Origin of the sequence: Atopobium sp. oral taxon 416, from assembly GCF_018128285.1 — a bacterium.
Lineage (GTDB): Bacteria > Actinomycetota > Coriobacteriia > Coriobacteriales > Atopobiaceae > Olsenella_L.
Window position 1 is genome coordinate 566,757 of record NZ_CP072380.1, and the last position, 23,977, is coordinate 590,733.

23 protein-coding genes are annotated in these 23,977 nt (G+C 58.7%); 18 read left to right on the plus strand and 5 right to left on the minus strand.

Annotated elements, in window-relative coordinates:
• Positions 1-84 precede the first annotated feature (84 nt).
• Positions 85-1,347 (minus strand): nickel-dependent lactate racemase, encoded by a 1,263-nt coding sequence (gene larA / locus J4859_RS03060; RefSeq protein WP_212332717.1) that lies wholly within the window; start codon positions 1,345-1,347, stop codon positions 85-87.
• 140 nt (positions 1,348-1,487) lie between these two features.
• On the opposite strand from larA, the gene J4859_RS03065 reads away from it, so the two are divergent.
• Complete coding sequence (locus J4859_RS03065) at positions 1,488-2,339, plus strand: HAD family hydrolase (protein WP_212332719.1); 852 nt, start codon at positions 1,488-1,490, stop codon at positions 2,337-2,339.
• Here the strand turns inward: J4859_RS03065 and J4859_RS03070 are convergent.
• Positions 2,333-2,818 carry a GNAT family N-acetyltransferase gene (locus J4859_RS03070; RefSeq protein ID WP_212332721.1) on the minus strand — a complete coding sequence of 162 codons (486 nt, stop codon included), beginning with the start codon at positions 2,816-2,818 and terminating at the stop codon, positions 2,333-2,335. The two genes, J4859_RS03065 and J4859_RS03070, sit on opposite strands and share 7 nt — an antisense overlap.
• A 9-nt stretch (positions 2,819-2,827) precedes the next feature.
• Positions 2,828-3,289 carry a hypothetical protein gene (locus J4859_RS03075; RefSeq protein WP_212332723.1) on the minus strand — a complete coding sequence of 154 codons (462 nt, stop codon included), beginning with the start codon at positions 3,287-3,289 and terminating at the stop codon, positions 2,828-2,830.
• Positions 3,290-3,479: 190 nt separating this feature from the next.
• On the opposite strand from J4859_RS03075, the gene J4859_RS03080 reads away from it, so the two are divergent.
• The 4 genes from J4859_RS03080 to J4859_RS03095 are packed head-to-tail and all read left to right on the plus strand — an operon-like array spanning position 3,480 to position 8,158.
• Positions 3,480-4,661, plus strand: coding sequence for a hypothetical protein (locus tag J4859_RS03080; RefSeq protein ID WP_212332725.1), 1,182 nt, complete (start codon positions 3,480-3,482; stop codon positions 4,659-4,661).
• A 10-nt stretch (positions 4,662-4,671) separates the two neighbouring features.
• Positions 4,672-6,264, plus strand: a complete 1,593-nt coding sequence (locus J4859_RS03085; RefSeq protein ID WP_212332727.1) for a VWA-like domain-containing protein — start codon at positions 4,672-4,674, stop codon at positions 6,262-6,264.
• Positions 6,261-7,787: an AAA family ATPase gene (locus J4859_RS03090; RefSeq protein WP_212332729.1), complete on the plus strand. Its 1,527-nt coding sequence runs from the start codon at positions 6,261-6,263 to the stop codon at positions 7,785-7,787. Before J4859_RS03085 ends, J4859_RS03090 begins: the two co-directional genes overlap by 4 nt.
• Entirely contained in the window at positions 7,784-8,158 is a 375-nt protein-coding gene (locus tag J4859_RS03095; protein WP_212332731.1) for a hypothetical protein, read from the plus strand. Before J4859_RS03090 ends, J4859_RS03095 begins: the two co-directional genes overlap by 4 nt.
• Before the next feature lie 79 nt (positions 8,159-8,237).
• On the opposite strand, the gene pyrE is transcribed toward J4859_RS03095, so the two are convergent.
• A complete protein-coding gene (gene pyrE / locus J4859_RS03100) occupies positions 8,238-8,903 on the minus strand; it encodes an orotate phosphoribosyltransferase (protein WP_212332733.1) in 666 nt (221 codons plus the stop codon).
• Between the two features lie 163 nt (positions 8,904-9,066).
• Here pyrE and nhaA point away from each other — a divergent pair, with 163 nt between their 5' ends.
• Positions 9,067-10,464: a Na+/H+ antiporter NhaA gene (nhaA, locus tag J4859_RS03105; protein ID WP_249113734.1), complete on the plus strand. Its 1,398-nt coding sequence runs from the start codon at positions 9,067-9,069 to the stop codon at positions 10,462-10,464.
• A gap of 13 nt (positions 10,465-10,477) precedes the next feature.
• Here the strand turns inward: nhaA and J4859_RS03110 are convergent, their stop codons facing one another.
• Positions 10,478-10,756: a hypothetical protein gene (locus tag J4859_RS03110; protein ID WP_212332735.1), complete on the minus strand. Its 279-nt coding sequence runs from the start codon at positions 10,754-10,756 to the stop codon at positions 10,478-10,480.
• Between the two features lie 115 nt (positions 10,757-10,871).
• Between J4859_RS03110 and J4859_RS03115 the strand changes: the two genes are divergently transcribed.
• The 12 genes from J4859_RS03115 (at position 10,872) to rsmI (ending at position 23,951) form a co-directional block, all read left to right on the plus strand.
• Complete coding sequence (locus J4859_RS03115) at positions 10,872-12,164, plus strand: aminotransferase class I/II-fold pyridoxal phosphate-dependent enzyme (protein ID WP_212332737.1); 1,293 nt, start codon at positions 10,872-10,874, stop codon at positions 12,162-12,164.
• Positions 12,165-12,329: 165 nt separating this feature from the next.
• On the plus strand, positions 12,330-13,283 hold the full coding sequence (locus J4859_RS03120; protein ID WP_212332739.1) for a tetratricopeptide repeat protein: 954 nt from the start codon (positions 12,330-12,332) through the stop codon (positions 13,281-13,283).
• A gap of 17 nt (positions 13,284-13,300) precedes the next feature.
• Positions 13,301-13,612 (plus strand): STAS domain-containing protein, encoded by a 312-nt coding sequence (locus J4859_RS03125; RefSeq protein ID WP_212332741.1) that lies wholly within the window; start codon positions 13,301-13,303, stop codon positions 13,610-13,612.
• A 37-nt stretch (positions 13,613-13,649) separates the two neighbouring features.
• Entirely contained in the window at positions 13,650-14,459 is an 810-nt protein-coding gene (locus J4859_RS03130; protein ID WP_212332743.1) for a twin-arginine translocase TatA/TatE family subunit, read from the plus strand.
• Positions 14,459-15,250: a twin-arginine translocase subunit TatC gene (tatC, locus tag J4859_RS03135; RefSeq protein ID WP_212332751.1), complete on the plus strand. Its 792-nt coding sequence runs from the start codon at positions 14,459-14,461 to the stop codon at positions 15,248-15,250. Before J4859_RS03130 ends, tatC begins: the two co-directional genes overlap by 1 nt.
• 11 nt (positions 15,251-15,261) lie before the next feature.
• Positions 15,262-17,796 (plus strand): DNA topoisomerase I, encoded by a 2,535-nt coding sequence (locus tag J4859_RS03140; RefSeq protein WP_212332753.1) that lies wholly within the window; start codon positions 15,262-15,264, stop codon positions 17,794-17,796.
• The gene (tmk, locus tag J4859_RS03145; protein ID WP_212332755.1) at positions 17,793-18,434 is read left to right on the plus strand and encodes a dTMP kinase; all 642 of its coding nucleotides are present in this window, start codon (positions 17,793-17,795) and stop codon (positions 18,432-18,434) included. Before J4859_RS03140 ends, tmk begins: the two co-directional genes overlap by 4 nt.
• Positions 18,427-19,560 carry an ATP-binding protein gene (locus J4859_RS03150; RefSeq protein WP_212332757.1) on the plus strand — a complete coding sequence of 378 codons (1,134 nt, stop codon included), beginning with the start codon at positions 18,427-18,429 and terminating at the stop codon, positions 19,558-19,560. Before tmk ends, J4859_RS03150 begins: the two co-directional genes overlap by 8 nt.
• Entirely contained in the window at positions 19,557-21,092 is a 1,536-nt protein-coding gene (ricT, locus tag J4859_RS03155; RefSeq protein ID WP_212332759.1) for a regulatory iron-sulfur-containing complex subunit RicT, read from the plus strand. Before J4859_RS03150 ends, ricT begins: the two co-directional genes overlap by 4 nt.
• Before the next feature lie 405 nt (positions 21,093-21,497).
• Positions 21,498-21,926, plus strand: coding sequence for a 6-carboxytetrahydropterin synthase (locus J4859_RS03160; RefSeq protein WP_212332768.1), 429 nt, complete (start codon positions 21,498-21,500; stop codon positions 21,924-21,926).
• A gap of 175 nt (positions 21,927-22,101) precedes the next feature.
• Complete coding sequence (locus tag J4859_RS03165; RefSeq protein ID WP_249113735.1) at positions 22,102-23,100, plus strand: glycoside hydrolase family 5 protein; 999 nt, start codon at positions 22,102-22,104, stop codon at positions 23,098-23,100.
• Positions 23,100-23,951 (plus strand): 16S rRNA (cytidine(1402)-2'-O)-methyltransferase, encoded by an 852-nt coding sequence (rsmI, locus tag J4859_RS03170; RefSeq protein WP_212332770.1) that lies wholly within the window; start codon positions 23,100-23,102, stop codon positions 23,949-23,951. The genes J4859_RS03165 and rsmI overlap by 1 nt, the downstream gene beginning before the upstream one ends.
• Positions 23,952-23,977 lie beyond the last annotated feature (26 nt).

The following is a 23,977-nucleotide window of genomic DNA, read 5'->3' on the forward strand; positions in this document are numbered from 1 at the left end:
GCCTCTATCAGGGTTAAGGATACGCCCTTGCGGGTGTCCGGCGTATGACTCCATAGTTTTAGCGTGCGAGGGAGTAGGTGCGCTCTACTGGGCGTTCAGCTGCATCAGGGGGAGCGTCGAGCCGCCGGCGGGCATCACAAGGATGCGGGGTGTGCGATGCGTAGCGCTCTTGACTGACCCACGTGCGGCATCCAGGGCTTTCTGTAGCGAGTGGTAGGGCGTCATAAAGCAGTCCAGCGCGGCCTCGTCAGGGAGATCGGACACCAGATAGACCGAGGCTTTCTGCTCGACGCGGGCGATTGCCGCGGCTTTGTGGCCACCGAGAACAAACTTCTTGTTGAGCCGATCGATCACATCTTGAGGAGCTTTCGCTTCGTGCATCCACTGCTCAAAGGTGGGGTTTCCCAACCCGTCCTGGCAGGAGCCGACGAGGATAATGATGCCGCCGTTGCGGACCGGATACTTGGCATTCTCGAGGGCTTTCTGCAGCTGGTAGAGATTGAGGTCTTTGGGGGCGCCGCCTTGGGAGTCCACCACGATGTCCGCCTGCTCTGAAAGCGGACAGCCAAAGAGCTCATCGAGCTTTTTGCAGGCGACGCGGTGCGCCTTGACGACCTCTCCGGCTGCTGCAAAGACCACATGGTGATCCTCGTCGAGGACAGCATTGACGATAAAGTTGAGACCGACGGCGCGGCAGGCTTCCTCCACATCGAGCCTCACGGGGCTCTCCATGTTGCCCGCGTGTGCGGCATCGTCGAGCATGAGGGAGTGATTCTTCTCGATCGCTGCAGAGGTGGAGACGCCGGGCATGATGGCCTTGGCGCCGCCGGAGTAGCCCGCAAAGTAGTGGTACTCGACATTGCCTAGGGCGATCCGGAACGTGGACTCAGCGATCGGCGTCAGGATATCGATCGGGGTGCCGTGCTTGGTGTGGCCGAAGGAGATAAACTCGTCGCCGCCGTTGACGATCGAGTAGTGACCATAGTAGGGCCCGAAGATCGTCTTGAGCTCTTCCTCAGTCTGGGGGCGATGGGAACCCAATGCCACAGCGAATGTGATGTGGGAATCTGCCACGCCGGCCGCATGCAGCTCGTCGAGGACCGGTCCCAAGAGGACCGGGGTAGGGAGCGGGCGGGTGCAGTCGCTCGTTATGATCATCACCTGATCGCTTGGGTGAACCAACTGATCGAGGCGTGGGGTGCCGATCGGGTGTGCGAGGGCGGACGTGACGGCCTCCTGCTCAGAGACGGACGATGTGAGCTCGCGCGCGTGCATCACTTCAATGAGCTCGTCGTCCGGGACCTCGAAGCGCTCTTCCCGCTGTCCGATTTTTACGCTGGTCTGCATAGCTCTCCTTCGGTTTGTTTTTCTCTATCCTACCCGTGCGGGCACATGGTGGTACACGTTGACCTTATTCGGTAACCCAGAGCTCAAACCTCGATTACAATGTGGGAAGGACACATTCAGCTAACGTGAGGGGAGCCACCGTGATTCGTTTAGCACTCTCAGATATGGATAACACCCTGGTCCCGTTCGGGAAGCCCTATGTATCGACCAGAACCCTCAAAGCGATCCACGCCGTGCAGGATGCGGGCATCGAGTTTGGCCCGGTGACCGGCCGAGATTACTTTGAGCTCTTCCGGTTCTTCCAGGGGGATATCCAGGGCTTTCAGACCGGGGTCATGTCGAGCGGGAAAAAGGTTTACGTCGACGGGCTGTGCGTCTATGAACGAGATATCGACTACGAGGCATTTGTGCGGCTCAATGACTGCGTGAAAGAGTTCGATGGCCTCTTCTGCGTCGGCTTCCCGGCCGACACCAGCATCGAGAACCCGGTGTGGATCGTGGATGACAACCACGATGAGGTGGCGCCCTTTGAAAGGAAGTTCGGCTTCAAGGCCAACTTCGTGGAGAAGCTGCCGCAGATCCCCTACATTGCGGCGACGATCGGGATGCCGATGGGAAAGCCCGGCTACAAGGTTGTGCAAGAGCAAGTCGCCCCGCATTTCAAGGAGTTCTACTTCGTGTCCGCCGCCCCCAACTGGTTCGACGTGGTACCGCGGGGCGTCAACAAGGCGAGCGGCCTCAGGATTTTGATGGGGGAGCTCGCGGTATCCTCCAATGAGGTCGTGATCTTCGGGGACTCCGCTAACGATGTGCCGGGGTTCAGGCTCGTGGGCAACACCGTGGCGGTGGCTAATGCTACCGATCAGATCAAGGAGCTTGCCCGCTACCACATCGGCACCTCAACAGATGACGGGGTCGCAATCGCGCTTGAGGATATCGCGTGCAATGCGAAGCAGGGGCAGCTTCCCGATTTTATGCGCAACCCTCAGTGATTGTCCTTATTCAAGATCTGCTCCATGCATAGGCAGTAGGTCTGAAGGCCTAAGTGCTGGTAGAACTGGACGGCCTCAGGGTTTAGGGTCCAGGCGTGCAGCGTGAGGCGGTAGCAGCCCTCACGCTGTGCGAAGCCTGCCACGTACTTGTAGAGCGCTTTGCCGATGCCTTTCCTGCGTGACTTTTCGTCGACGCACAGATCGTCGAGGTAGAGGGTCTTGATGTGCGTCAGGTTGTTGGCCCCGGTGTTGTTCTGGAACTCGCAGAAGGCGTGGGCGACGACGCTTCCGTCCTCGTCGAGTGCCACAAAGATGGGGCGCTTAGGATCCCTGAGGAGGACTTTTAGGTCCTCACCGGTGTACTTCACGCTGTTCGGGACAAAGAGGTCCGGACGTTTGTTCGCATGGATCGCTAAAACCTGCTCGAGCAGGTGATGGATCGCGGGGATGTCTTGTTCTTCTGCAGGCCTGATCTGCATAGGGATCACCTACTTGCTGGTGTCTTTTATCAACTCGGTGTGGGCGTTCACGTAGTCGACCAGTTTGTCGAAGTTGGTGCTTGAGGAGTGGAAAGTCCTGACACGCCCGCGCAGGATCAGCTCAAGTGAGTGGGATTTCTCACGGATATCGACGGCAGTGACCTCGCCCCAGCCGAAGGTGCGGGTCTGCCCGATGCAGTTGGTGTAGTGCACGCCTTCCTCGTCGACACAGAGCTTGCGGTTGAAATAGTTCAGGATCTGGATCCAGGCCATCACCATCAGCACCGCGCAGAAGGCAGAGCCAACCCACCGCAGAAGCAGGAGCCGGAAGGATCCATTGAAAATCGGCAGGAACAAGAGAAAGATTGCGAAGGCTGCGACCAGAAGCACCCCGATCCCGTAGCGCAGATTGGAAGAGACGTGCTCGGTCGAAGTGATGCTTTCTGTGGTGTGCGTATCTTCCTCAGCCACGTGGTGCCTCGATAGATCTTTAAGTGCGCGAACGATATGCCGCTCACAGGGTGGTGCGTGTGCACTTTCCCCATACAACGGGTGCGCACGGTACCTGAAACAGGTACCATTGTAGCTGAATTACACTAGAGATACGACGGTGCAACAGAGAAGACGGCCACACAGGCTGTCGAAAGAGGCTATACGATCCATGGAACTCACGTGCGAAACCCGCCGGTATAAGCGGTTGATGGCGGAGGTACGCATACAGATTGTCAATGGGAACGACGAGGAGACCCGCGCGGCCTTGAAGGCCGTCGAGCCCTATCTGTCCCAGATCTCACCTTTCGAGAAGGTCGATCTTTTGGAGCGTGCCTGCCTCTGGTCGAGCAAGGAGATCGTGGATACTCTCTTCGATACGCTCGCTCCCTTTGTTTACCGTGGCTGGGCGCTCGCATTGGCGCTGCGCTCAGGCCGGGAGGAGATCGCGCGCGACCTATTGAGGCGCGGGGTTGACCTGCTGGAGGATCCGACGATCCCGCTCGGCACCCCTAACCGCGACGAGCTCGTGAGGCGTCTGACGCGAGGAGGGTTAACCGAAGTCTCCAAGGAGCTCTTCGAGAATCCCTTTGCGGTCTCGGTGACCCGCGGCGCCTTTGTGCCGCCTTCGAACTCTGAGGCGCTTCTGGGTGCCAACTACTCACGCGGCTACTCGATCGTCACTACGGTGGCGCTGATTGAGAAGATAGCAAGCGAGGGGCGTTTCTCCGCAGTGGTCTTCGACGACCTGCTGCGCACTGCCCTGCTTCTAGCTTCCTCGGCGCACCGGAACCCCGCCTCCTATCAGCCGGAGACTGCGAAGAGCTGCCTTAAGTTGGCCCGTGCCCTGCTCAAGATGTGCAGCAACAATAAGGGTGACACTGAACGGATCGATGCGGTAGCCGCCAGGTTCATTACGCCGGATACCGATGAGAATACGATGGCGTTTATCTGTGAGTGTGCCCCACAGGTCTTCTACCAGAAGCTTGCCGGGGCTGACTGGCTCCAGAAGAATACCGATCTGGTGAGGGCGATGGTGAACCACCTGACGCCAGGTACCCAGTACCAAAACGGCGTGTTGCTCAGGGTCCTTGCCCGGGGAGCCTGCCTCGACGAGCTGAAAGAGATGCGTCCCTGGAAGGACACCTTCACCCCCGCTAACATCAATGCGGCGATCGACGCCGCCAGTGAGGCAGGGCACGCCGAAGTCGCAGCGTGGCTGCTGACGGTGGCGCAGGGGGTCAACGACAGCAAGAAAGGTGCTGCGCCGCACACAGAGCCGCAGGCAAAATCTGATCAGGACGAGGGAAACGACAGGGACGACCTCGGAGATCTCTCGGACCTGCTGCTGTAAGGATATGGCCGTGGAAGTAAACGATGCACAAGGTATAGATCTCGCGACGCAGCGCAAAAAGCAGTTTGCGCTCGCAAAGCAGGTCGTGGAGCTTGCGAAGGGGTTGGTGGTCTCAGATAACCACTTTCTGGCGCTTGCAATCGGGCAATTGGACATTGTGATGGCGCCGGCGCCTATGCCCCTGAGTTTTGCAACTGACGGTGAGAAGCTCTACATCGACCCCACCCGGGTGCTCGACGACTTTGTCAGGACCAAGGAAGCCCCGATCCGTGACGTCGTCCACACCCTCCTGCACTGTATTCTGATGCACCCCTTTGTCACGAGGGACATTGAACAGGGCCCTTGGAGCCTAGCCTGCGACATTGTGGTGGAAAACCTGGTGTCGGAGATCTGTGGGCCGCGACCCGCAGAGCGCGGCGACTCGATCGAGCTCACGATCCAGCATCTCAAATCGAACATGCACCAGCAGCTCTCAACGCAGAGCCTCTATCGGGTGCTGCAGACGCGTAAGTACCGGCCCTACATTCCTGCCTGGGTCGATATCTTCCAGAGTGATATCCATGACCTGTGGTACCCAAAGCCCCCGAATGGGGAAGAGGAATCCGGCTGCGCGCACATTGAGCGCGATACCACCGATGAGGCCAACGAGTTTGTCGAGCACCACCACGAGCAGATGAAGACCGCCGGTGAGACCCGTGAGGGGAGCGAACGGCAGACGCAGACGAGCGGCTCCGGAACCCAAGCCTCAGAGGCTGAGGGGGGTAGCTGCACCGCGGAGCAGGCAGCGGAAGAGGCGGCGCGCGAACAGCAGCGCAAGCGTGACGAGCACGAGTGGATGCGGGTAGCCAAGACGATCAACGTCGACCTGCAGACTATCTCCAAGCAGCGCGGCGACGCCTTGGGCGATCTGATGGAAGAACTCGAGATCCGCACGCACCGACCGGTGGACTACCGGCAGTTCCTGCGCAAGTTCGCTTCGGTGCACGAGAGCATGCATGTCTCACAGGACGAGTTTGACTACATCTTCTATACCTACGGCATGCAGCTCTACAAGAATATGCCGCTGATCGAGCCTCTGGAGTACCGCGATGAGCGGACGATCAAAGAGTTCGTGATTGTCCTGGATACCTCAGGATCGGTCGCCGGTGAGACCCTTCAGCGCTTCGTCGATGTGACCTTCGATGTGCTGACTTCGAGTGGGGCCTTTGCTGACAAGGTCAACATCCACCTGATCGAGGCGGATGCAGGCGTTGAGTCGGATACGAAGATCACCAGTGAGCATGACCTGAAGCGGTGGGAATCCCACATCGCAGTGAAGGGCTTCGGGGGGACCGACTTCCGCCCGGCCTTCACCTATGTCAACGAGCTGCAGGAGCAGGGGGAGTTCTCCCACCTCGATGGGCTGATCTACTTTACCGATGGGTACGGAATCTATCCAAAGCGCCGTCCGCGCTACAAGACGGCCTTTGTCTTTCTGGATTCCACCTACCGAAAGGAACTAGTACCTCCCTGGGCGATCCAGCTTGTGTTGCCGCCGGAAGAATTGACGCGTGAGGCGGAAGAGCTGGATCGGGACACGACATACGTTAGGAAGCAAGCATGAATCTTAAAACCGCGACAGAGCAGATCAAAGGCGCCGTGCGGGCCTACCTGGCGAAGGATGACCAAGGTCTCTATCTGATCCCGTCCCAGATGCAGCGTCCGCTGATCCTGATGGGGCCTCCGGGCATCGGCAAAACCGCAATCGTGTCACAGGTAGCCCAGGAGCTGCACATCAACTATGTGTCGTACTCCATGACGCACCACACGCGTCAGAGTGCGCTGGGCCTGCCCTATATCACCGAGGCGACCTATGGGGGTTCGACCTACAAGATCTCACGCTATACGATGAGTGAGATCATCGCCTCCACCTACGACGCAATCAAGGCTTCCGGCATTCAGGAAGGCATCATCTTTTTGGATGAGGTGAACTGCGTCTCTGAGACGCTGGCGCCGTCGCTGCTGCAGTTTCTGCAGTACAAGACCTTTGGCCAGCATAAACTGCCGACCGGCTGGGTCATCATCACCGCCGGCAACCCGCCTGAGTACAACAGCGCCGCCCGTGAGTTTGATGCGGCGATGCTCGACCGTATGAAGGTGATCGATATTGAACCGGATCTCGATGTGTGGATGGACTATGCCCACGCCCACGGCGTCCACCCTGCGATCATCACCTACCTCACGAACAAGCCGCAGAACTTCTACCACGTACAGGCTCAGGTCGACAGCACTTCAATCGTGACCGCACGTGGCTGGGAAGACCTTTCCCGCATGATCCAGGCTTATCAAAAGCTGGGACTCAAGATCGACCTCGACCTGATCGGCCAGTACCTGCAGGATCCGGAGATCGCGGAGGACTTCAGCCTCTACCTCGAGCTCTTTGAGAAGTACCAAGACGACTACCAGGTCAACATGATCCTGGCAGGCTCCGCTTCAAACGACCTGGTGACCCGTGCAAAGCAGGCGCCGTTCGACGAGCGTGTGGCCCTCATCAACCTCCTGATCGATGTCCTGCTGCGCGATGCGCACAAGATCGCCTATCGGAAGCAGGCACTGCTTGAAGTCAGAAGCGTCCTGAAAGACCTCAAGGGCGCTGAAAATGGTGCGGCGATCCTGAAGGTGATCCAGCAGGCGGAGAGCCTGATAAATTCAGAGCTCAAGCGCCTGAAGACAGAGGGCGGGGCGACCGTCAGGCGCCAGGAGGTCCTCTCACGCGAGTCACGTACCTTGGCGCAGCTGCGCCAGGACGTCTCTCGTGCGATAACCCAGGGCTGCGGCGAGCTTTCCGGTGAGGAAGGCTATGATATCGTGAAAGGAATCTTCAACGGACTCGTGGGAGACCTTTCCGCTTCCTCGAAGAGCCTGAAGCACTCGATTGACGCTGCGATTGACTTTGTCGGTGCCGCCTTCGGAGACTCGCAGGAGATGCTGATCCTCACAACTCACCTCGCAGTGGACCACGACTTCACCCACTTCGTGGCGGAGAATGGCTCCAAGAAGTTTGTGGATCACGCCCAAGGCCTGATGTTCCACGACAGAAGCGCGCAGCTGCTCGAGCAGGCACAGAAGCTGGGGGGACTGTCATGAGTGAGCAGGATCCCAAGCACAGTCTCGCTGACGATATCGCGGCCAGCGGCCTGCACATGTCAAAAGAACTGAAGGAATCTCTGTGGGAACAGGATGTAGAAGAGGTACAGGGAACCGCACAGCCTGCTGCCTGCGGTGCGGCCTTCTCATCCTCCACACAGGAGGTCAGAGAGACCGTCACAACGGACACACAGGACACTGATCCTGGGGATCCGACGGGAACTGCCTTCTTCAAGGCGATGAATGCCTATCGGGCTGCCCGCAAAGAAGGGGACAAAGATAGACTTGCAGAGGCACAGAAACATCTGCAGGACGTGGTGCGTTCGGAGCTGAGCGGGGACGCTGGCTGCGAAGCTGTCGGTAAGAAATAAGGGGTATATGAACAGGCACCGCATCGAGAGATGCGGCTCCTGCCATTCCAGCTGTATTCGATGCTGCAAGGATAAAAACTTAGGCTCTCACACCGTACTTGGCATAGTACTCGTCGAGCGCATGATCGATCTTGGGGGTGATGAGCGTACCGGTGAGGGCTTCATGCACCTCCTGCATCGTGGTGATGCTTGCAACCGGGAAGCCGTAGCGCTCGTGAATCTCATCCTGCGCGCTCTTGACGCCGCCACGGCCAACCTCCATACGGTTGAGGGAGACGATCAGGCCCACAATCTCGATATCGGCGGCCGCCTTGATCTTCGGCAGGGTCTCATCGATCGATTTGCCGGAAGTGGTGACGTCTTCGACGATCACGACCTCATCCTCATCGTGCAGGGTAGCACCGAGGAGCTGCCCCTTGTCTGCCCCGTGGTCTTTGGCCTCTTTCCGATCGGCGCAGTAGGAAGCCTCTTTGCCATACAGCTCATCGAGTGCGATGCACGTGGTGACTGCCAGTGGGATGCCCTTGTACGCGGGGCCGAAGACGACGTTGAAATCGAGCCCGAAGTGCTCTTTGATCGCCTGAGCGTAGAACGTTCCCAATTTGTGGAGCTGCGAGCCGGTCGTATAGGCTCCGGCATTCATAAAGAAGGGGGAGATACGGCCGCTTTTGAGCGTGAAGGTGCCGAACTTCAGCACGTCGCTCTGAACCATAAAGTCAATGAATTCTCGCTGATAGTCCTTCATAGGGTGACCCTTTACGACGAAGTCTTTGCAAAACCGTATCCATTGTACGCACAAACCTCTCACAGTGCCTGGTTCCCAAAGGTCTTGACACTCCCTTTTGTACGGCGCTGCAAAATTCGGTAGGCTAGAGGGTGGCAGCTTTATATGAGAAGAAATGGGGAGTATGGCTAAACGCGACACACACAATCCCAGCGCTACGATGAACTTGAAACCGATCATCAGCGAATCGGAAGTTCTAAAGCGCACCCGCATGCGGCATCGGATGCACCAGGTGACTGAGAACTCAGTGATCGCTGCAGGGGTAATGGTGCTCGCCACGCTTGCGGCGGTGCTCGTGGCCAATACCCCGGCGGCCGACGCTGTTCAGACGGTGATGCAATGGCCGGTGGAGCTGCGCCTTGGGGATCTGGTCGGCAAGCTCTCCTTTGAGAGCTGCGTCAATGATTTTTTGATGGCGATTTTCTTTCTGGAAGTGGGGATCGAGCTCAAATACGAGATGGTTGTCGGCCATCTTCGCTATCCCCGCCAGGCGATGGTGCCGATGCTCGCTGCGGTGGGCGGCGTTGCAGTGCCCGCAATCATCTTTACCTGCCCCAACTGGGGTGGAGCGTCCCACGGCTGGGCGGTCCCGATCGCGACGGATATCGCCTTTGCCCTAGGCGTGATGTCACTGGCGGGGGAGCGGGTGGTCCCGGCAACGAAAGTCTTCTTCCAAACCCTGGCGATTGCCGACGATATCCTCGCAATCGTCGTCCTCGCCCTCTTCTACGGGCAGTCCCCGAATATCGCTTGGTGCGCCGCTTCCGGTATCGTCGTGGTGGTGCTGGCCTGGTTGAACCATGCAAAAGTCTATTCGCTCAAGCCCTACCTGATCATCGGCTTCGCCCTGTGGGTGTGCATGTACAACTCCGGCATCCACTCGACGCTGGCCGGGGTTATCTTGGCCCTCACGCTTCCCGTGAAGAGCGATGTGAAGCTTTTAAGCCTTTCAGATTGGCTCAAAGGGCAGTCCAGAGAGTTGGATGAGACCTACGATGAGGATTATGCGATCTTAGGGCAGCGGGAGTTCACCGACTCCACCTACCAGATCGAGCGCATTTTGCACCGTGTCACCCCTCCGCTGCAGCGCGCGCAGCGCTACTTCTCCACAGCGACCAACTTCGTGATTTTGCCCCTCTTTGCCTTTGTGAATGCCCAGGTCCGCTTGGTCGGGGTGGATATGGCAGCAGTTGTCAGTTCGCCGATCACCCGTGGTATCTACTTCGGTGCGGTACTCGGCAAGCCGATCGGGATCATCGGTGTGACGCTGTTGCTCGAGAAATTAGGATTTGCCCAGCTGCCGCGTGAGATGGATACGGTGCAGGTCGTGACGATGGGACTTATGGGCGGCGTCGGCTTCACGATGTCTATCCTGCTTTCGAACCTGGCCTTTGCCGAGCCTGAGCAGGTCCTGGCGGCCAAGTGCGCGATCATGGCGGCATCGGTGACTGCGGCGATCTCAGGGTTGGCCTTCCTCCACATCGCGGATGCGGTGCGGGGCTCCCGGCGATCACGGGTATAGCGCTCAAGCGTGATCAGGACAGCGTGCCGTAGGTATAACCCCAGCCGTGTGCGGTGATGATGGAATTGAGCTGCTCGACGAGGCGGGCGCGCTTGTAGTTACCTGCCGGCAGCAGCTGCAGGACTTCCATCAGATCCGGGTTCAGGTCATCCACTTCGCCGCGGGTGATCACATCGATGCTCGAGATGGAGCCGGACATATTGCCCTGGTAGAGCTCATCGACGAGCTTCTGGAGCTCTCCGTATTCGTCCGAGCGGGTGTTTTCATGTATGGAGGTGTATTTCCTTTTCATGAGGACATAGTAGCAGCTTTGCGTGAGATAGAAAACACAGGTTTTACGGAGTTGGTTTACTATGGGAGCACACCTAAAGCGACGGCACACCACCGTGCCTACAAAGGAGGACCGTATGAGCAGTGCTTTTGCAAAGCTCTCGGATGCTGAACTTGATACAGCGATCAGCGATCTCGAAAGACAAGCCCAAGATTTGAAGGCTCAAAATCTCAAATTGGATATGGCGCGTGGCAAGCCGTCTGAGGAGCAGACCGATCTCTCCCGCCCGATGCTTGACTGCGTCAACTCAAAGTCAGATCTCGTTGACGGTGGAATCATGGTGAACAACTACGGCGGACCGGACGGCATCCCCTCTGCGCGCAAACTCGCGGCAGAGTATTTGGATGTCGATCCTGCCAATGTGATCGTCAGCGGCTCATCCAGCCTGAACCTGATGTATGACCTGGTAGCGAACGGCTACATGCACGGTATCGCCGGCAACAAGCCCTGGAGTCAGCAGGGGAAAGTGAAGTTTCTGTGCCCCTCCCCGGGCTATGACCGCCACTTTAAGGTAACCGCTTCGTTTGGCATCGAGAACGTCCCGGTCACAATGGAGGATGACGGCCCGGATATGAGACAGGTCAAGCAGCTCGTAGAGGAAGACCCCACCGTCAAGGGCATCTGGTGCGTGCCGAAGTACTCCAACCCGACCGGTGCGGTGTATGCGGATGAGGTAATCCGTGAGTTTGCAGCGCTGAAGCCTGCTGCCCCTGATTTCAGGATCTTTTGGGACAACGCGTACAAGGTACATACATTCAGAGGCGACGGTACTGATCAGCTCAACATCTTTGATGCCCTGAAGGAAGCGGGACAGACGGATCTGGTCTACGAGTTCGGCTCCACCGCGAAGATCACCTTCCCATCCAACGGTATCGCCTTCGTGACCGCATCGCCTGCGGATATGGCAGAGATCCGTGAGGCCTTCTCGGTCATGCGCGTCTCCCCGGAGAAGATCTCACAGCTGGCGCACGTGAAGTTCCTGAAGAATATGGACGGAATCAAAGCGCACATGAAGAAGCATGCAGAAATCGTGCGCCCGCACTTTGATCTGGTCGAGAAGAAGCTCTCCGAAGGCCTGGGCGATCTCGGGATCGCGACGTGGACCCACCCCGACGGCGGCTACTTCGTCTCGTTCGACGGGCCGCAGAATTCGGCGACGGCGATCGTGTCGATGTGCGCGGGCCTCGGCGTAAGGCTCACCGCTGCCGGCGCGACCTGGCCCTACGGTAAGGATCCGAAGGATACCAACATCCGTATCGCCCCGACGTTTCCGAGCCTTGAGAGCTTAGGTGAGGCCCTCGACGTCTTCGTTGTGGCGGTCAAGCTCGTCTCTGCCCGCCTCGAGCGGGAGTCCCGTCAGACCAAATAGGCCTGAAAGGGTTGCGCACCTCACCGACGCTTCGGACATGGAGTAGTTGTATATAATTTCTAGATGCAATCCTGCATAGTATATATGTAGGATTGCACTGTTAGAAGTGCAGGCGTCGTATCATTCACAGGATAGCGGGGCGCGCAAAGAGGAGAATGTTAGAGGATGGCAAAGCAGTCAAAACATGTACGCAAACCGGCGAAGAAAGCAAAACACAAGCAAGTAGCTTCGCAGGGCGCCCATGGGACCGGAACGATCACCGATAGGGATCTGAAGCGCGCGGAGCGCTCCTTGAGCAAATCCAGAGGCCTCCAGACGAGCAAGTACAATACCCTCCATCTGAGCCTGCCCGTCAAGATCATCCTGATCATCTTTGTGGTGATCATCTCCATCTCGATGATGGTGCCATCGCTTGCCTCTGTCGTTGCGGGAAACCGGAAACAGGAAGAGCAGAAGCAACAGCGGCAACGGCAGAGCGAGGACACCGATGCCGCCGATGCCTCCGAGGGTGAGATCGACCAGCGCTACCAGGCGCTCGTCGGCGAGCAGCAGCAGAAAGTGGGTGAGGACTCCTCAAACCTTGCTGCACTTCTCAACGTGGGTAATACCTATATGCGGTGGGGTCATGCGCTGATGACAAGCGACCAGGCTTCAGGCGATGCCGACCACATCCACGATATCTTTAACAAGGCGGTCGCCGCGTATGACCAGTACCTGTCGCAGAATGATTCTGACGCCGTGCGGGTCAATCGGGCGTACTCTCAGTATTACGGGGGAGACACCCAAGGTGCGATCGACTCACTGGTGACGCTGACGCAAAACGATGCCAACTTCGGTCCGGCCTGGCTGGCGCTCGGTACCCTCTATCAGGGACAGGGCGATATCGATGACGCAAAGAATGCCTACAACCAGGCGATCGCGGTTGAGCCGAACGATGAGTATGGATCTAAGTCGGCGGCGCAGAGTGCCCTGCAGGCAATTGCACAGAGAGAAAGTGCAGCCCAATCGAAGCAGCATGCACAGGGCGATGGTGACAGCTCTCAGAGCACTCCTTCTGGTGACTCCTCAGGCGGATCGCTGCAGGGCGATCTCTCTGATGCCACCGGTACGGGTGAATAGAAAGGAAACGTACGGGTATGCCTTTACAGATTAGCGTTGCAGCGAAGGACACCGGCTCTAAGGTTACGGTAGCCGGGGAGGTGGACGTCTCGAATGCCTCAGAGCTCAGGGATGCCCTTAAGAAAGCTATGGCGCAGCACACAGGCGACGTTGCAGTCGATATGGCCGACGTCTCCTACATCGATTCCACCGGGATCGGCGTTCTCGTCGGAGCGGCTCACGCGGCTTTTGACAAGGGCACAAAGCTTATCATTCAGAAACCCCAGAGCAATGTTGAACGCGTCCTCAATCTGTTAGGGATTGAAGACCAGCTCAATATTGAACACTAACGTGTCGGAAGCGTGTGGCATGGCGGAGGTATAGCGCGTGTTTGGTATTGGTGAAACCGAATTTGTAATCATCTTGATCTTTGCCTTCCTGATCTTTGGCCCGGACAAGCTGCCCGGAATGGGGCGTACTATCGGCCGGGCGTTCCGTCAGTTCAGGGATGCGCAGGACAATGTGACAAAAGTGGTCCAGTCTGAGATCGTGGACCCGATCAACTCCGGCATGAATGAGCCGGCGGCAAAGAAGCGGGCTGAAGCTGCGAAAGCAGCGCAGGCCGAGGATGCGGACATCGAGTCTGCATCTGGTGCGGCTACGGCGAGCGCAACGGCCGCAAAGCCCGAAACCTTTGCGCAGCGCAAGGCGCGCCTCGAGCGTGAACGCAAGGCTAAGGAGAACAGCGAAGCTCAGACAAATGCCGCGTTCGATAGGAGCGATACGGATGAGGCAGGGGAGTCACGCCCCGGTGCGGATTCGGATGAGGATCTCCCTGCTGCGGCGAAGACCAGGCCGGTCAAGCCCTCGCTTGCTGACCTCTATGCGATGACTCCGAAATCCCATGCAGCGCTCGGCGCGAAAGAGGAATCTGTTGCAAAGCAGGCTGGGGCACCGTCTGCCGCTGAGGCGAAGCAGCCTCAAGCGGAGACACCGAAACCTGTTCAGGAAGAGCAGCCGGCTGCAGGGCAGGCAGCACCTGCCGATCAGCAGACATCTGCCCCTGCGGCGCCACAGGCTCAGCCGGCAAAGGAGAGGGTAGGCGAAAGCGCTTCAAAACCGGCCGGTGCAGCCCCAGAGTCTGAAAGCACTGCGACCAGCGAACCTGCTACCACAACCGGAGAGGAGGATGACTGATGCCGATCGGTCCAGCACGGATGCCCCTGCGCGATCACTTAGGAGAGCTCAGGCGGCGTCTCACGATTGTTATTGTTTCTGTGTTGGCGACGGCGGTCGTGATCTACTTTGCTACCCCGACGCTGATCGATATTCTGCTCGACCCATTGCGCAGCGTGATGGGCGCAGACGCAAGGCTGACGGTCCTCACGATCCTCGGTGGCTTTACGATCCGCTTTAAGGTCGCGTTCTTCTTCGGGCTGATCATCTGCACCCCGATCATCATCTGGGAGATCATGGCATTCTTTCTGCCTGCACTGAAGGAGAGTGAACGCAAGTGGGTCATCCCGACGGTGGCTGCCCTCGTTATCCTCTTCTTCCTAGGTATGATCTTTTGCTACTTCGTGATTCAGCGTGCCGCCTTCGGTTGGCTGCTCCAGCAGACGAACGAATTTGCCGATCCGCTCTACAACGCTGAGGATTACCTGGACATCTTTATGAAATTGGAGGTCGGTTTCGGGATCGCCTTTGAGATCCCTCTGGTGATCTTCTACCTCTCGATCTTCCACATCGTGCCCTATTCGAAGTTCCGCGCGAACTGGCGCTATATCTACATCGGTCTCATGACCCTGTCAGGTATCATTACGCCGGATGCCTCCCCGGTCACGATGCTGCTGATGTTCGGGGCTCTGATCGGCCTGTACGAGATCGCGCTTGCGATCGCCCGCCGGATTATCATCAACCGTGACGGCAAGGCGGCGCTAAAATGGACGCGCGAAGACTACGAAGAGCATGAATTTGATGAAGAATAGAGGATAGATCCTTGATACTGGTCGTTACCGAGAAAAATGATGCGGCGACGCAGATCGCGCGGCTGCTGAGTGAGTCGGGAAAACCGAAAGCTGACAGAGTCTACAGCACACCCATCTACTGCTTTAAGCACGACGGGGAAGATTGGGTGACTATCGGACTCAGGGGCCACATTATGGCTCCTGGTTTTCCTCACGAGCTGAAATACTCCAAGAAAGAAGGCTGGTACGGCTTAACTGACGGCGGGGAGAAGCTGCCGGCGCACCTGCCGGACACCCTGGCGAAGCCGCCCTACCCGAAAGCAAAAAACGGCCGCATCAGGAAACCGTTTGAAGCCGACGGCGTGGACATCAAGGGCTGGAAGATCCCGGCGCTGCCTTACCTGGTCTGGTCCCCGATCGAGAAAGTCCCCGCTGAGAAGGAGATCATCCGCTCGCTCAAGAACCTCGCCAAAAAGGCAGATTCCATCATCATCGCCACCGACTTCGACCGAGAGGGCGAGCTGATCGGCTCTGACGCGCTGCGCCAGGTGCGCCAGGTCGCTCCGAATACCCCAGTGTCCCGTGCACGCTATTCTGCTTTCACGAAACAGGAGATCACCCACGCCTTTACGCACTTAGTGCCGCTCGACCAGGATCTGGCGGATGCCGGCGAGAGCCGCCAGTACATCGACCTGATCTGGGGCGCCGCGCTGACGAGGTATTTGACGACGGCGAGATTCGCAGGACTGGGGAACACCCGCTCCGCAGGCCGCGTTCAGACCCCGACACTGGCACTGGTCGTACAGCGCGAAAAAGAGCGTGAAGCCTTTGTACCGAAACCTTACTGGGTTATTTCCGGAGAGCTCTCGCATGCGGATGACACCTTTAAGGTCCGCCACACGACGGCACGCTTCTGGGATAAGGACAAAGCCGACGTGGCCTACAGCGCTGTCAAAGACGCGAAAAAGGCTAAGGTCGTCGACGTCACGAAGAAGAGCCGCACCGTGCGTCCCCCTGCGCCGTTCAACACCACCTCACTGCAGGCTGCTGCAGCCGCAGAGGGGCTGGCACCGGGCCGAACGATGCGGATCGCTGAGTCGCTCTATATGCGCGGCCTGATCTCCTATCCGCGTGTCGATAATACCGTCTATCCGCATTCTCTTGACCTCAAGGAGACGGTCTTTGCGCTCTCGGGCGTCCCGCAGTACTCCAAGGTGTGCCGTGAGCTGATGGCACAGCCAAGGCTGACCGCGACCCGTGGCCGGCAGGAGACTACGGACCACCCGCCTATCTATCCGACCGCAGCCGCCGATCCCACTACGCTGACCGGTGCAGACTGGAAACTCTATAACCTGATCGCCCGTAGATTCCTGGCGACCCTCATGGGTCCCGCTACGATCGAAAGCACCAAACTCACCTTTGATATCGCCAAAGAGCCGTTCCAGGCCACCGGCGATGTGCTCGCCAAAGCAGGCTTCAGGGCGATCTACCCGTACGGCTTAAAGAAGGACGAGCAGCTCCCGCCCCTTAAGGTTGGGGACGTCTGCACAGTCGAGCATCTCAATATGGATGCCAAGGCGACGGAGCCGCCGGCGCGTTACAGCCAGGGCAAGCTGATCCAGGAGATGGAGAAGCACAATCTGGGAACCAAATCCACCCGCGCCTCCATCATCGATAGACTTTACGAGGTCAAATACCTCAGGAATAACCCGATCGAGCCTTCGCAGCTCGGTATGGCGGTGATCGAGGTGTTGCATACCTACGCCCCGCACATCACGACGCCGGACATGACGAGCGAGCTTGAGCAGGATATGAATCAGGTGGCCGAGGGCAAAGAGACCCAGGCTGAAGTCGTAGACCACTCCCGTGCACTGCTCGCAGGCATGCTCGATGCGCTGATCGTGCACGAGGAGGATCTGAGCGACGCAATTGCGGATGCGCTCACCGCTGACGCAAGGATCGGCGTGTGCCCGAAGTGTGGGCACGACCTGGTCGTGAAGAGCTCTGCGAAGACCCACTCCAGCTTTGTGGGCTGTACGAATTGGCCTGACTGTGACGTCACCTATCCGCTCCCCCGGGGACGCATTGAGGCCCTCGAGGGGGATGCCGCAGTTTGCCCCGAGTGTGGCGCGCCCCGCATCAAGGTACACCCGTTCCGCAGCCGCGCCTACGAGATGTGTGTCAATCCCAAATGTCCAACCAACTATGAACCGGATGTGGTTGTGGGAGAGTGCCCGGCCTGCGCCAAAGAAGGCAAGAAGGCTAAGCTGATTGCGCACAAGTCAGAGAAGACCGGCAAGCGGTTTATCCGCTGTGAGAACTATGAGGAGTGCGGGACGAGCTATCCGTTGCCGGCCCGTGGTAAACTGGAAGCGACCGGGGAGACCTGCCCTGCCTGTGGTGCCCCGTCTGTGATCGTCCACACCGCGCGCGGGCCTTGGAAGCTCTGCCCGAATCCGAAGTGCCCGGATAACCAGAAGCGTGTTGCGGCACGGGGTAGTAGACGGCGTGGAGGTACCCGTACGCGCAGAAGTGCGCGTACTTCCAGGAAGACGACGAAGGCATGAGAGACGGGCTCTTTATCAGCTTTGAGGGGATCGATGGGTGCGGCAAGTCAACCCAGGTAGCGCGGCTCGCTAAATGCCTGAAAGGCCAAGGCCATGAGGTGGTGTGTACCCGTGAGCCGGGTGGTACGCGCATCTCAGAGAAGATCCGCATGATCCTACTTAACCCTGCCAATACAGAGCTGGCACCGATAACCGAACTTCTGCTCTTGGAAGCCTCACGGGCACAGCTCGTACAGGAGGTCATTCTCCCCGCACTTGAGCGGGGCGCGATTGTCCTGAGTGATCGCTATGCGGATTCGACCTCAGCCTATCAGGAGGCGGGTCGAGCCCTTCAGCATGCAGAAGTGGTGCAGGCAAACAAGCTCGGCACCTGTGGGGTTGAACCTGACATCACCTTTCTGATGGATATGAACCCTCACGAAGCGCTCGCGCGCGCTATGGAGCACGGGGCAGACCGAATTGAAGCAGCAGGGATCGCTTTTCAGGAGCGGGTTCGGCAGGGGTACCTCACGCTGGTCAAAGAGTATCCTAACCGTATTCAGGTGATCGACGCCTCCATGTCGCTCGAGGAGGTCTCCATATCGATCGATCAGGTGCTTGCGAAAGAACTTGACAGACGCGAGGTTCACCATGACTGACGTGCAGGAGAAGCGGGCGCTACCTCCCGCGCTGGCACGGCTTCGCTATCAGCCCCTGGCTCAGGAATTTTTGGCCCATGCGGTGACCGAAGACCACATCGACCATGCTTATCTTTTCGTCGGCGAGCCGGGATCGGGGAGCAGCGAGGCGGCGGAAGCCTTTGCGCAGTGTCTGGTGTGCCCCCATGGGGGAGACGGTAGCTGCGATGAGTGCATCCGTGTCCACCATCACACTCACCCCGATGTGCACTGGATGAGTCCGGACAGTTCGGTGGGGTATCTGGTCGCGCAGATCCGTGGGGTGATCGAGGACGCACAGCTGACGCCGGTGCGCGCTAAGACTAAAGTGTACATCCTCACCAATGCGGCGCTGCTGCGGGGAGCGAGCGCCAATGCGCTGCTCAAGACCCTCGAGGAGCCGCCGGCACACGTGGTCTTTATCCTGATCGCTCGCTCGGCTGAGGCGTGTATGGAGACGATCGTCTCCCGCTGCCAGGTCGTTGCCTTCCGTTCCATCCCGCAGGAGGTGGCGGTCAAAAGCGTCGTCAATGAGACTGGCGTGAGTGAGCGAGACGCCAGAATTGCGCTGGCGGTCGCTCAGACGCCGGAGACTGCCGTGCAGTATCTCGGGGCGCCTTCACGGCGCGACCTGCGCGCTAAGCTGGTCCATACGCTGGGGGATCTTCACGGCCAAGACGACTGGGATGTGCTGTGCGCGGCGGACAATGTGGTGTCGATCGTGCAGGATCCGCTGGCCCAGATGCGCAAAGAACAGAAGGCGGCGCGGGATGAAGCGGCTGAGTATCTGGGTGCCACCGCCCTGAAGAAGCTTGAGAACTCACAGAAACGTGAACTTTCCGCTCGTGAGCGTTCAGGTATGATGGAGGTGTTCACCGTGACGCAGTCCGTGTTGCGCGATGCGCTCCTCGAGAGCGAAGCTTGTGAGCACGATCCTGTGAACAGTGACTTTACCCAGGTTGTCGATACGATCGCTGCCGCCGGCACACAGAAAATCCTTCGTGCGCTGCAGGCGGTCGACGAAGCTCGCGGCAATCTTGAACATAGCGTATCACCCCAGCTGACCTTAGAGGTCATGCTGTGTGCCATCAAGGAGGCACTCTCTTGACCACTATTATCCCCGTCAAATTCAAATATTCGCTCAGAGAGCTGTGGTTCGATCCCAAGAAGACCGGCGCCCAGCAGGCTGACCACGTGATCGTCGAGACCGAGCGGGGCACTGAGATCGGTCTGGCCGTCGGGGATACGACCGAGGTCGACGACGAGACCCTGAAGGCGACGATCGGTACCGCCCCGCTGCGAAATGTTTTGCGTATTGCCACCGATCAGGACCTTGCCCGGGCAGAGCACCTCTCGAAGCTCGGTGAAGAGGCCCTGCCGGTCTTCCGGAAGCGGGTTCATGAGTCCGATCTCGATATGAAGCCGGTCGGCGTGGAGTACCTGTTCGGCGGCGAGAAGGTCGTCTGCTACTTTGCGGCACAGGACCGTGTGGATTTTCGCCAGCTTGTGCGTGACCTTTCCCGTGACCTGCACCAGCACATCGATATGCGCCAGATCGGGGTGCGTGAGGAGGCAGCCCTGATCGGGGGCTACGGGCACTGTGGCGAGGAGCTGTGCTGCCGCCGCTTCGTGCACGAGTTCCAGCCGGTCTCGATCCGCATGGCAAAAGAGCAGGATCTCCCGCTCAACTCCTCAAAGATCTCCGGCGCCTGTGGGCGCCTCATGTGCTGCCTTCGCTATGAATTCGAAGCCTACCGTGACTTCAAGAGCCGGGCGCCGAAGCGCAATGCGGTGATCACAACCCCGTTGGGCAAGGCAAAGATCGCCGAGTATGACACCCCCAAAGAGGAATTGATATTGCGCTTCGAGAACGGCAAGAGCTTTAGGGTCGCGCTCAAGGATATGACCGCAAGCCCCGCTGCGATCAAAAAGGTGAAGGAACAGGGTTGCCCCTGCAGACCGGATACCGTGGAGCGCTCGGTTCTGGATCGACTTGAATCCCCGGATATCCAGATGGCGCTGGCGGAACTTGACCGCCAGCACGGTGTCGTCCCGCCAAAAGAGCGCGGTCTCGCGGCAGAGGATGACCTGCTGAACGGGACAACTACCGCCCGCCGCGGACGCACCGTCTCGTTGCGCCCGTCCCACATGGTGCGCGCAGAGATCCCTGAAGGGGAAGAGGCTCCTGCAACGCCGCGTCCCCGGCGTCGGAAAGTCCATGCTGAGCGCGATGTAGACAACCATGGGGAAGCCGCCCAACAGACCCAGGAGAAGGCAGCGGCGCATACCCGCCGCAGACGCCACCATGTGGCCGAAGGCGCGCAGAAGCCGAATGCCGTCGCACACGTACGGCAGGGTGACAGACAGAAGGGCCAGCAGAACAACAAGCCCGAGCGCACGCGCAGAGATGAGTGCCGGATCGCCCTGAATGCCCGCCATCTTCGTGACCATGGCGGCAATGCTGAGACAGCGCAGCGCTCGACGTCGAGACGGCGCCGTCACACGGCAGCGCCGCAGGCCCAACAGGCTAAGCCTCAGAGTCAGGGGAACAGCGCAGACCATCGGGCCCACCGTCGTCGGCACAGCTCCCCGCAGGGGAACAGCGGCAACAGTGCCGGTATCGGCACGCAAAAGAGGTAGCTGCATTGTGGCTTGTGCGTGAGCGCAAGCCACATCCATGCCGCAGCTCTCTGGCATACTAGAACATATGTTCTAGACTGAAAAGGTCGGAAGGGACTTGTGGCAGCTATGAATGCAGGATAGCAAAGAGGCGAACGGCATGTCGGCCTCATCGCCCAAACCGATGGGAAGGGGGAACCGTGCTGTTCATGACCCTGTGGGACCATGGGGGTGCACTGCGGTGTGGACAGGGCCCTCGAGGTCAGGCAGGCCTATTCCTCTGTAGCCGGCGGATGCGGCATGCGTTATACCGTGAAGGTCGAAGGCTACCCACCTATCTCCACTGTGAAGGGCTCACGTGGTTCGTTAAGGCAAAGGTGGGGCTGTAACTGAGGGCAATGAGACGTAAGGATCTGGGGGCATACCATGTATCAGCTCAAGACAGAAGCTTCCTTTAACGCGGCACACTTCCTGACCGACTACCACGGGAAGTGCGAAAACCTCCACGGGCACCGTTGGCGGGTAGTGGTCTATATCAGACAGAAGGAGCTTCAGGCCGCTGGCACGATGCGTGATATGGTCGTTGACTTCGGTGAGTTCAAGCGCCTTGTGCGCGCGATCGTCGGGGAGTTTGACCACATGTTCCTCGTGGAGGCAGGCTCGCTGAAGCCGGCGACGGTCGAGGCGCTCGAGGGGGAAGGGTTTGTCCTAAAGATGTTGCCCTTCAGGACCACCGCTGAGAACCTGGCGCACTATTTTGCCGAACGCTTTGTTAGAGCGGGGCTCCCTATCTCACAGGTGGATGTGTATGAGACGCCGCTTAACTGTGCTACGTACATCCCCGAGGGGGATTGAGTGCTGTAGCAGGTACCGGCTATGATCAAGTGGTAAACATTAGGTAAGAAAACGCGGTGAGCAGGATACCGAGCGTATACTTTTTTAGGAAGATAGACTCATACAGGTAAGGGACGGTGTAAACGTGGAGAGTCCAACGAAAATCCATGGGGTTAACTTGACAGGCTGGCTGACCTTGGAGTCATGGATCACGCCGGAACTCTTTGCCGACTCGGGGGCGCTCACGGAGCGCGACCTGGCGCACTCACTGGGATCTGAGCGCTATAAGGCGCTCGTCCGTGTCCACCGCACAGCCTTTATCACCGAGAGTGACTTCGCTTCGATTGCCCTGCGCGGCTTCAATGCGGTGCGCCTTCCGGTCCCGTGGTACGTCTTTGGAGATGAAGGTTCCAATTCGGGAATGTATCAGGGCTGCCTGGAGCAGGTTGACAATGCGATGGAGTGGGCCGAGAACGCCGGCCTTATGGTGCTGCTGGTATTCTCAGTGTCACCGGGTTCGACGGTGGCGCAGTCAGACCACGCCACGAGCGGCCAGGAAGTGGTTGCGCATCGACCTGAGGCGATCAAAATCACCCGGGAGCTCACGCACCGTTATGTGGGCAGCGATGCCTTCTTGGGCATCGAGCTTGCGGATGATCCGGTGGCACAGCGCCGTCAGGGGCTGCATCTGAGCGAAGGGATCCCCATCCATCTGCTGAGAAACTACTACCGTGCAGTGTACAGTGCCCTGCGTGAAGCTGAGGGCCCGAATTTTCTGATCGTGCTCCCCGATGCTGGCGCCGAAAATGGCTGGGATAAGTTCCTGGCCACGCACCGCGATCAGAACGTGTGGCTCGATTGCCATCTCTATCAGTACCTCGACGACCTGAGCGTCACTGCCAGTGAGCTGGATGTGCGCGATCTCGTGAGGAAATCCCTCAAGAAGCTGAACCGTGCGCGACGCTCACGCCTGCCGGTGATGGTCGGCAAATGGTCAGGGGCGTTGCCCTACGCTGATTCGGTTTCGACGCCGGAAGGGCGTATCGCGCTTGAGCGCGTCTACGTCTCAGAACAGCTCCATGCTTTCAGGGAGTGCCCCGCCTGGTTCTTCCAGACCTGGAAGACCGAAGGAAAGATTGCCGGCTGGGATGCTCGCATTGCCCTCTCCAGCTTTGAGCGGAGGCTGCTCGACTGATGGGTGGCGTTCTGTCGATGGTTGGGACCCCGATCGGAAATATGCAGGACGTCTCGCAGCGGGTGGTCCACACTCTTGAATCCGCAGATACAGTGCTGTGCGAAGATACCCGGGTGACCGGGAAGCTGCTCAGCCTCTTGGGTGTACACACCCGGCTCGAGCGCTGCGACGCGAATGTCCTGCCCTTGGAGTTGCCGCACATCTTGGAGCGGCTCAAAGCGGGGGAGCGTATCGCCTTCGTCTCAGACGCAGGCATGCCCGGAATCTCCGATCCGGGGCAACAGCTCGTTGATGCTGCACGTGCAGCGGATCTGCCGGTGGAAGTCGTCCCGGGTCCCACGGCCTCTGTCGCCGCGCTCGTAGCCTCAGGCCTTCCCTCGAACCATTTCTTCTTTGAGGGATTTTTGCCGCGCAAGGGCGGGGCACAACGTTCTCGGCTTGAGATGCTTGCCGCGATTCCTGCGACGCTTATCGTCTACGAATCACCGCGCCGGGTGGTGTCCACCCTGACCGTAATCGGTGAGGTGATGGCTGACCGTCAGGTGGCACTTGTGCGGGAACTCACGAAGGTACATGAGGAAGTCCTGCGGGGCACTGCCCAAAACCTGATTGAGACACTGAATGCACGCGATAGCCTCAAGGGGGAGTGCGTCCTTGTGATCGCCCCACCCTCTGAGGAAGAGCAGCGCGCACGGGCAGCAGTGCCCCAGATAGGTTTTGAAGAGGCGCTGAAGCAAGGCCTTAACTCCAAAGAATCGACGAGCGCGCTTGCCAAGCGTCTGGCCAAAACCTACGGGAAACCTCGCTCTCGGGTCTATGAGCTCATAGTATCTGTACGTGAAAAGCTATAATGGTGCGTGCTTGAACATTGGTACTA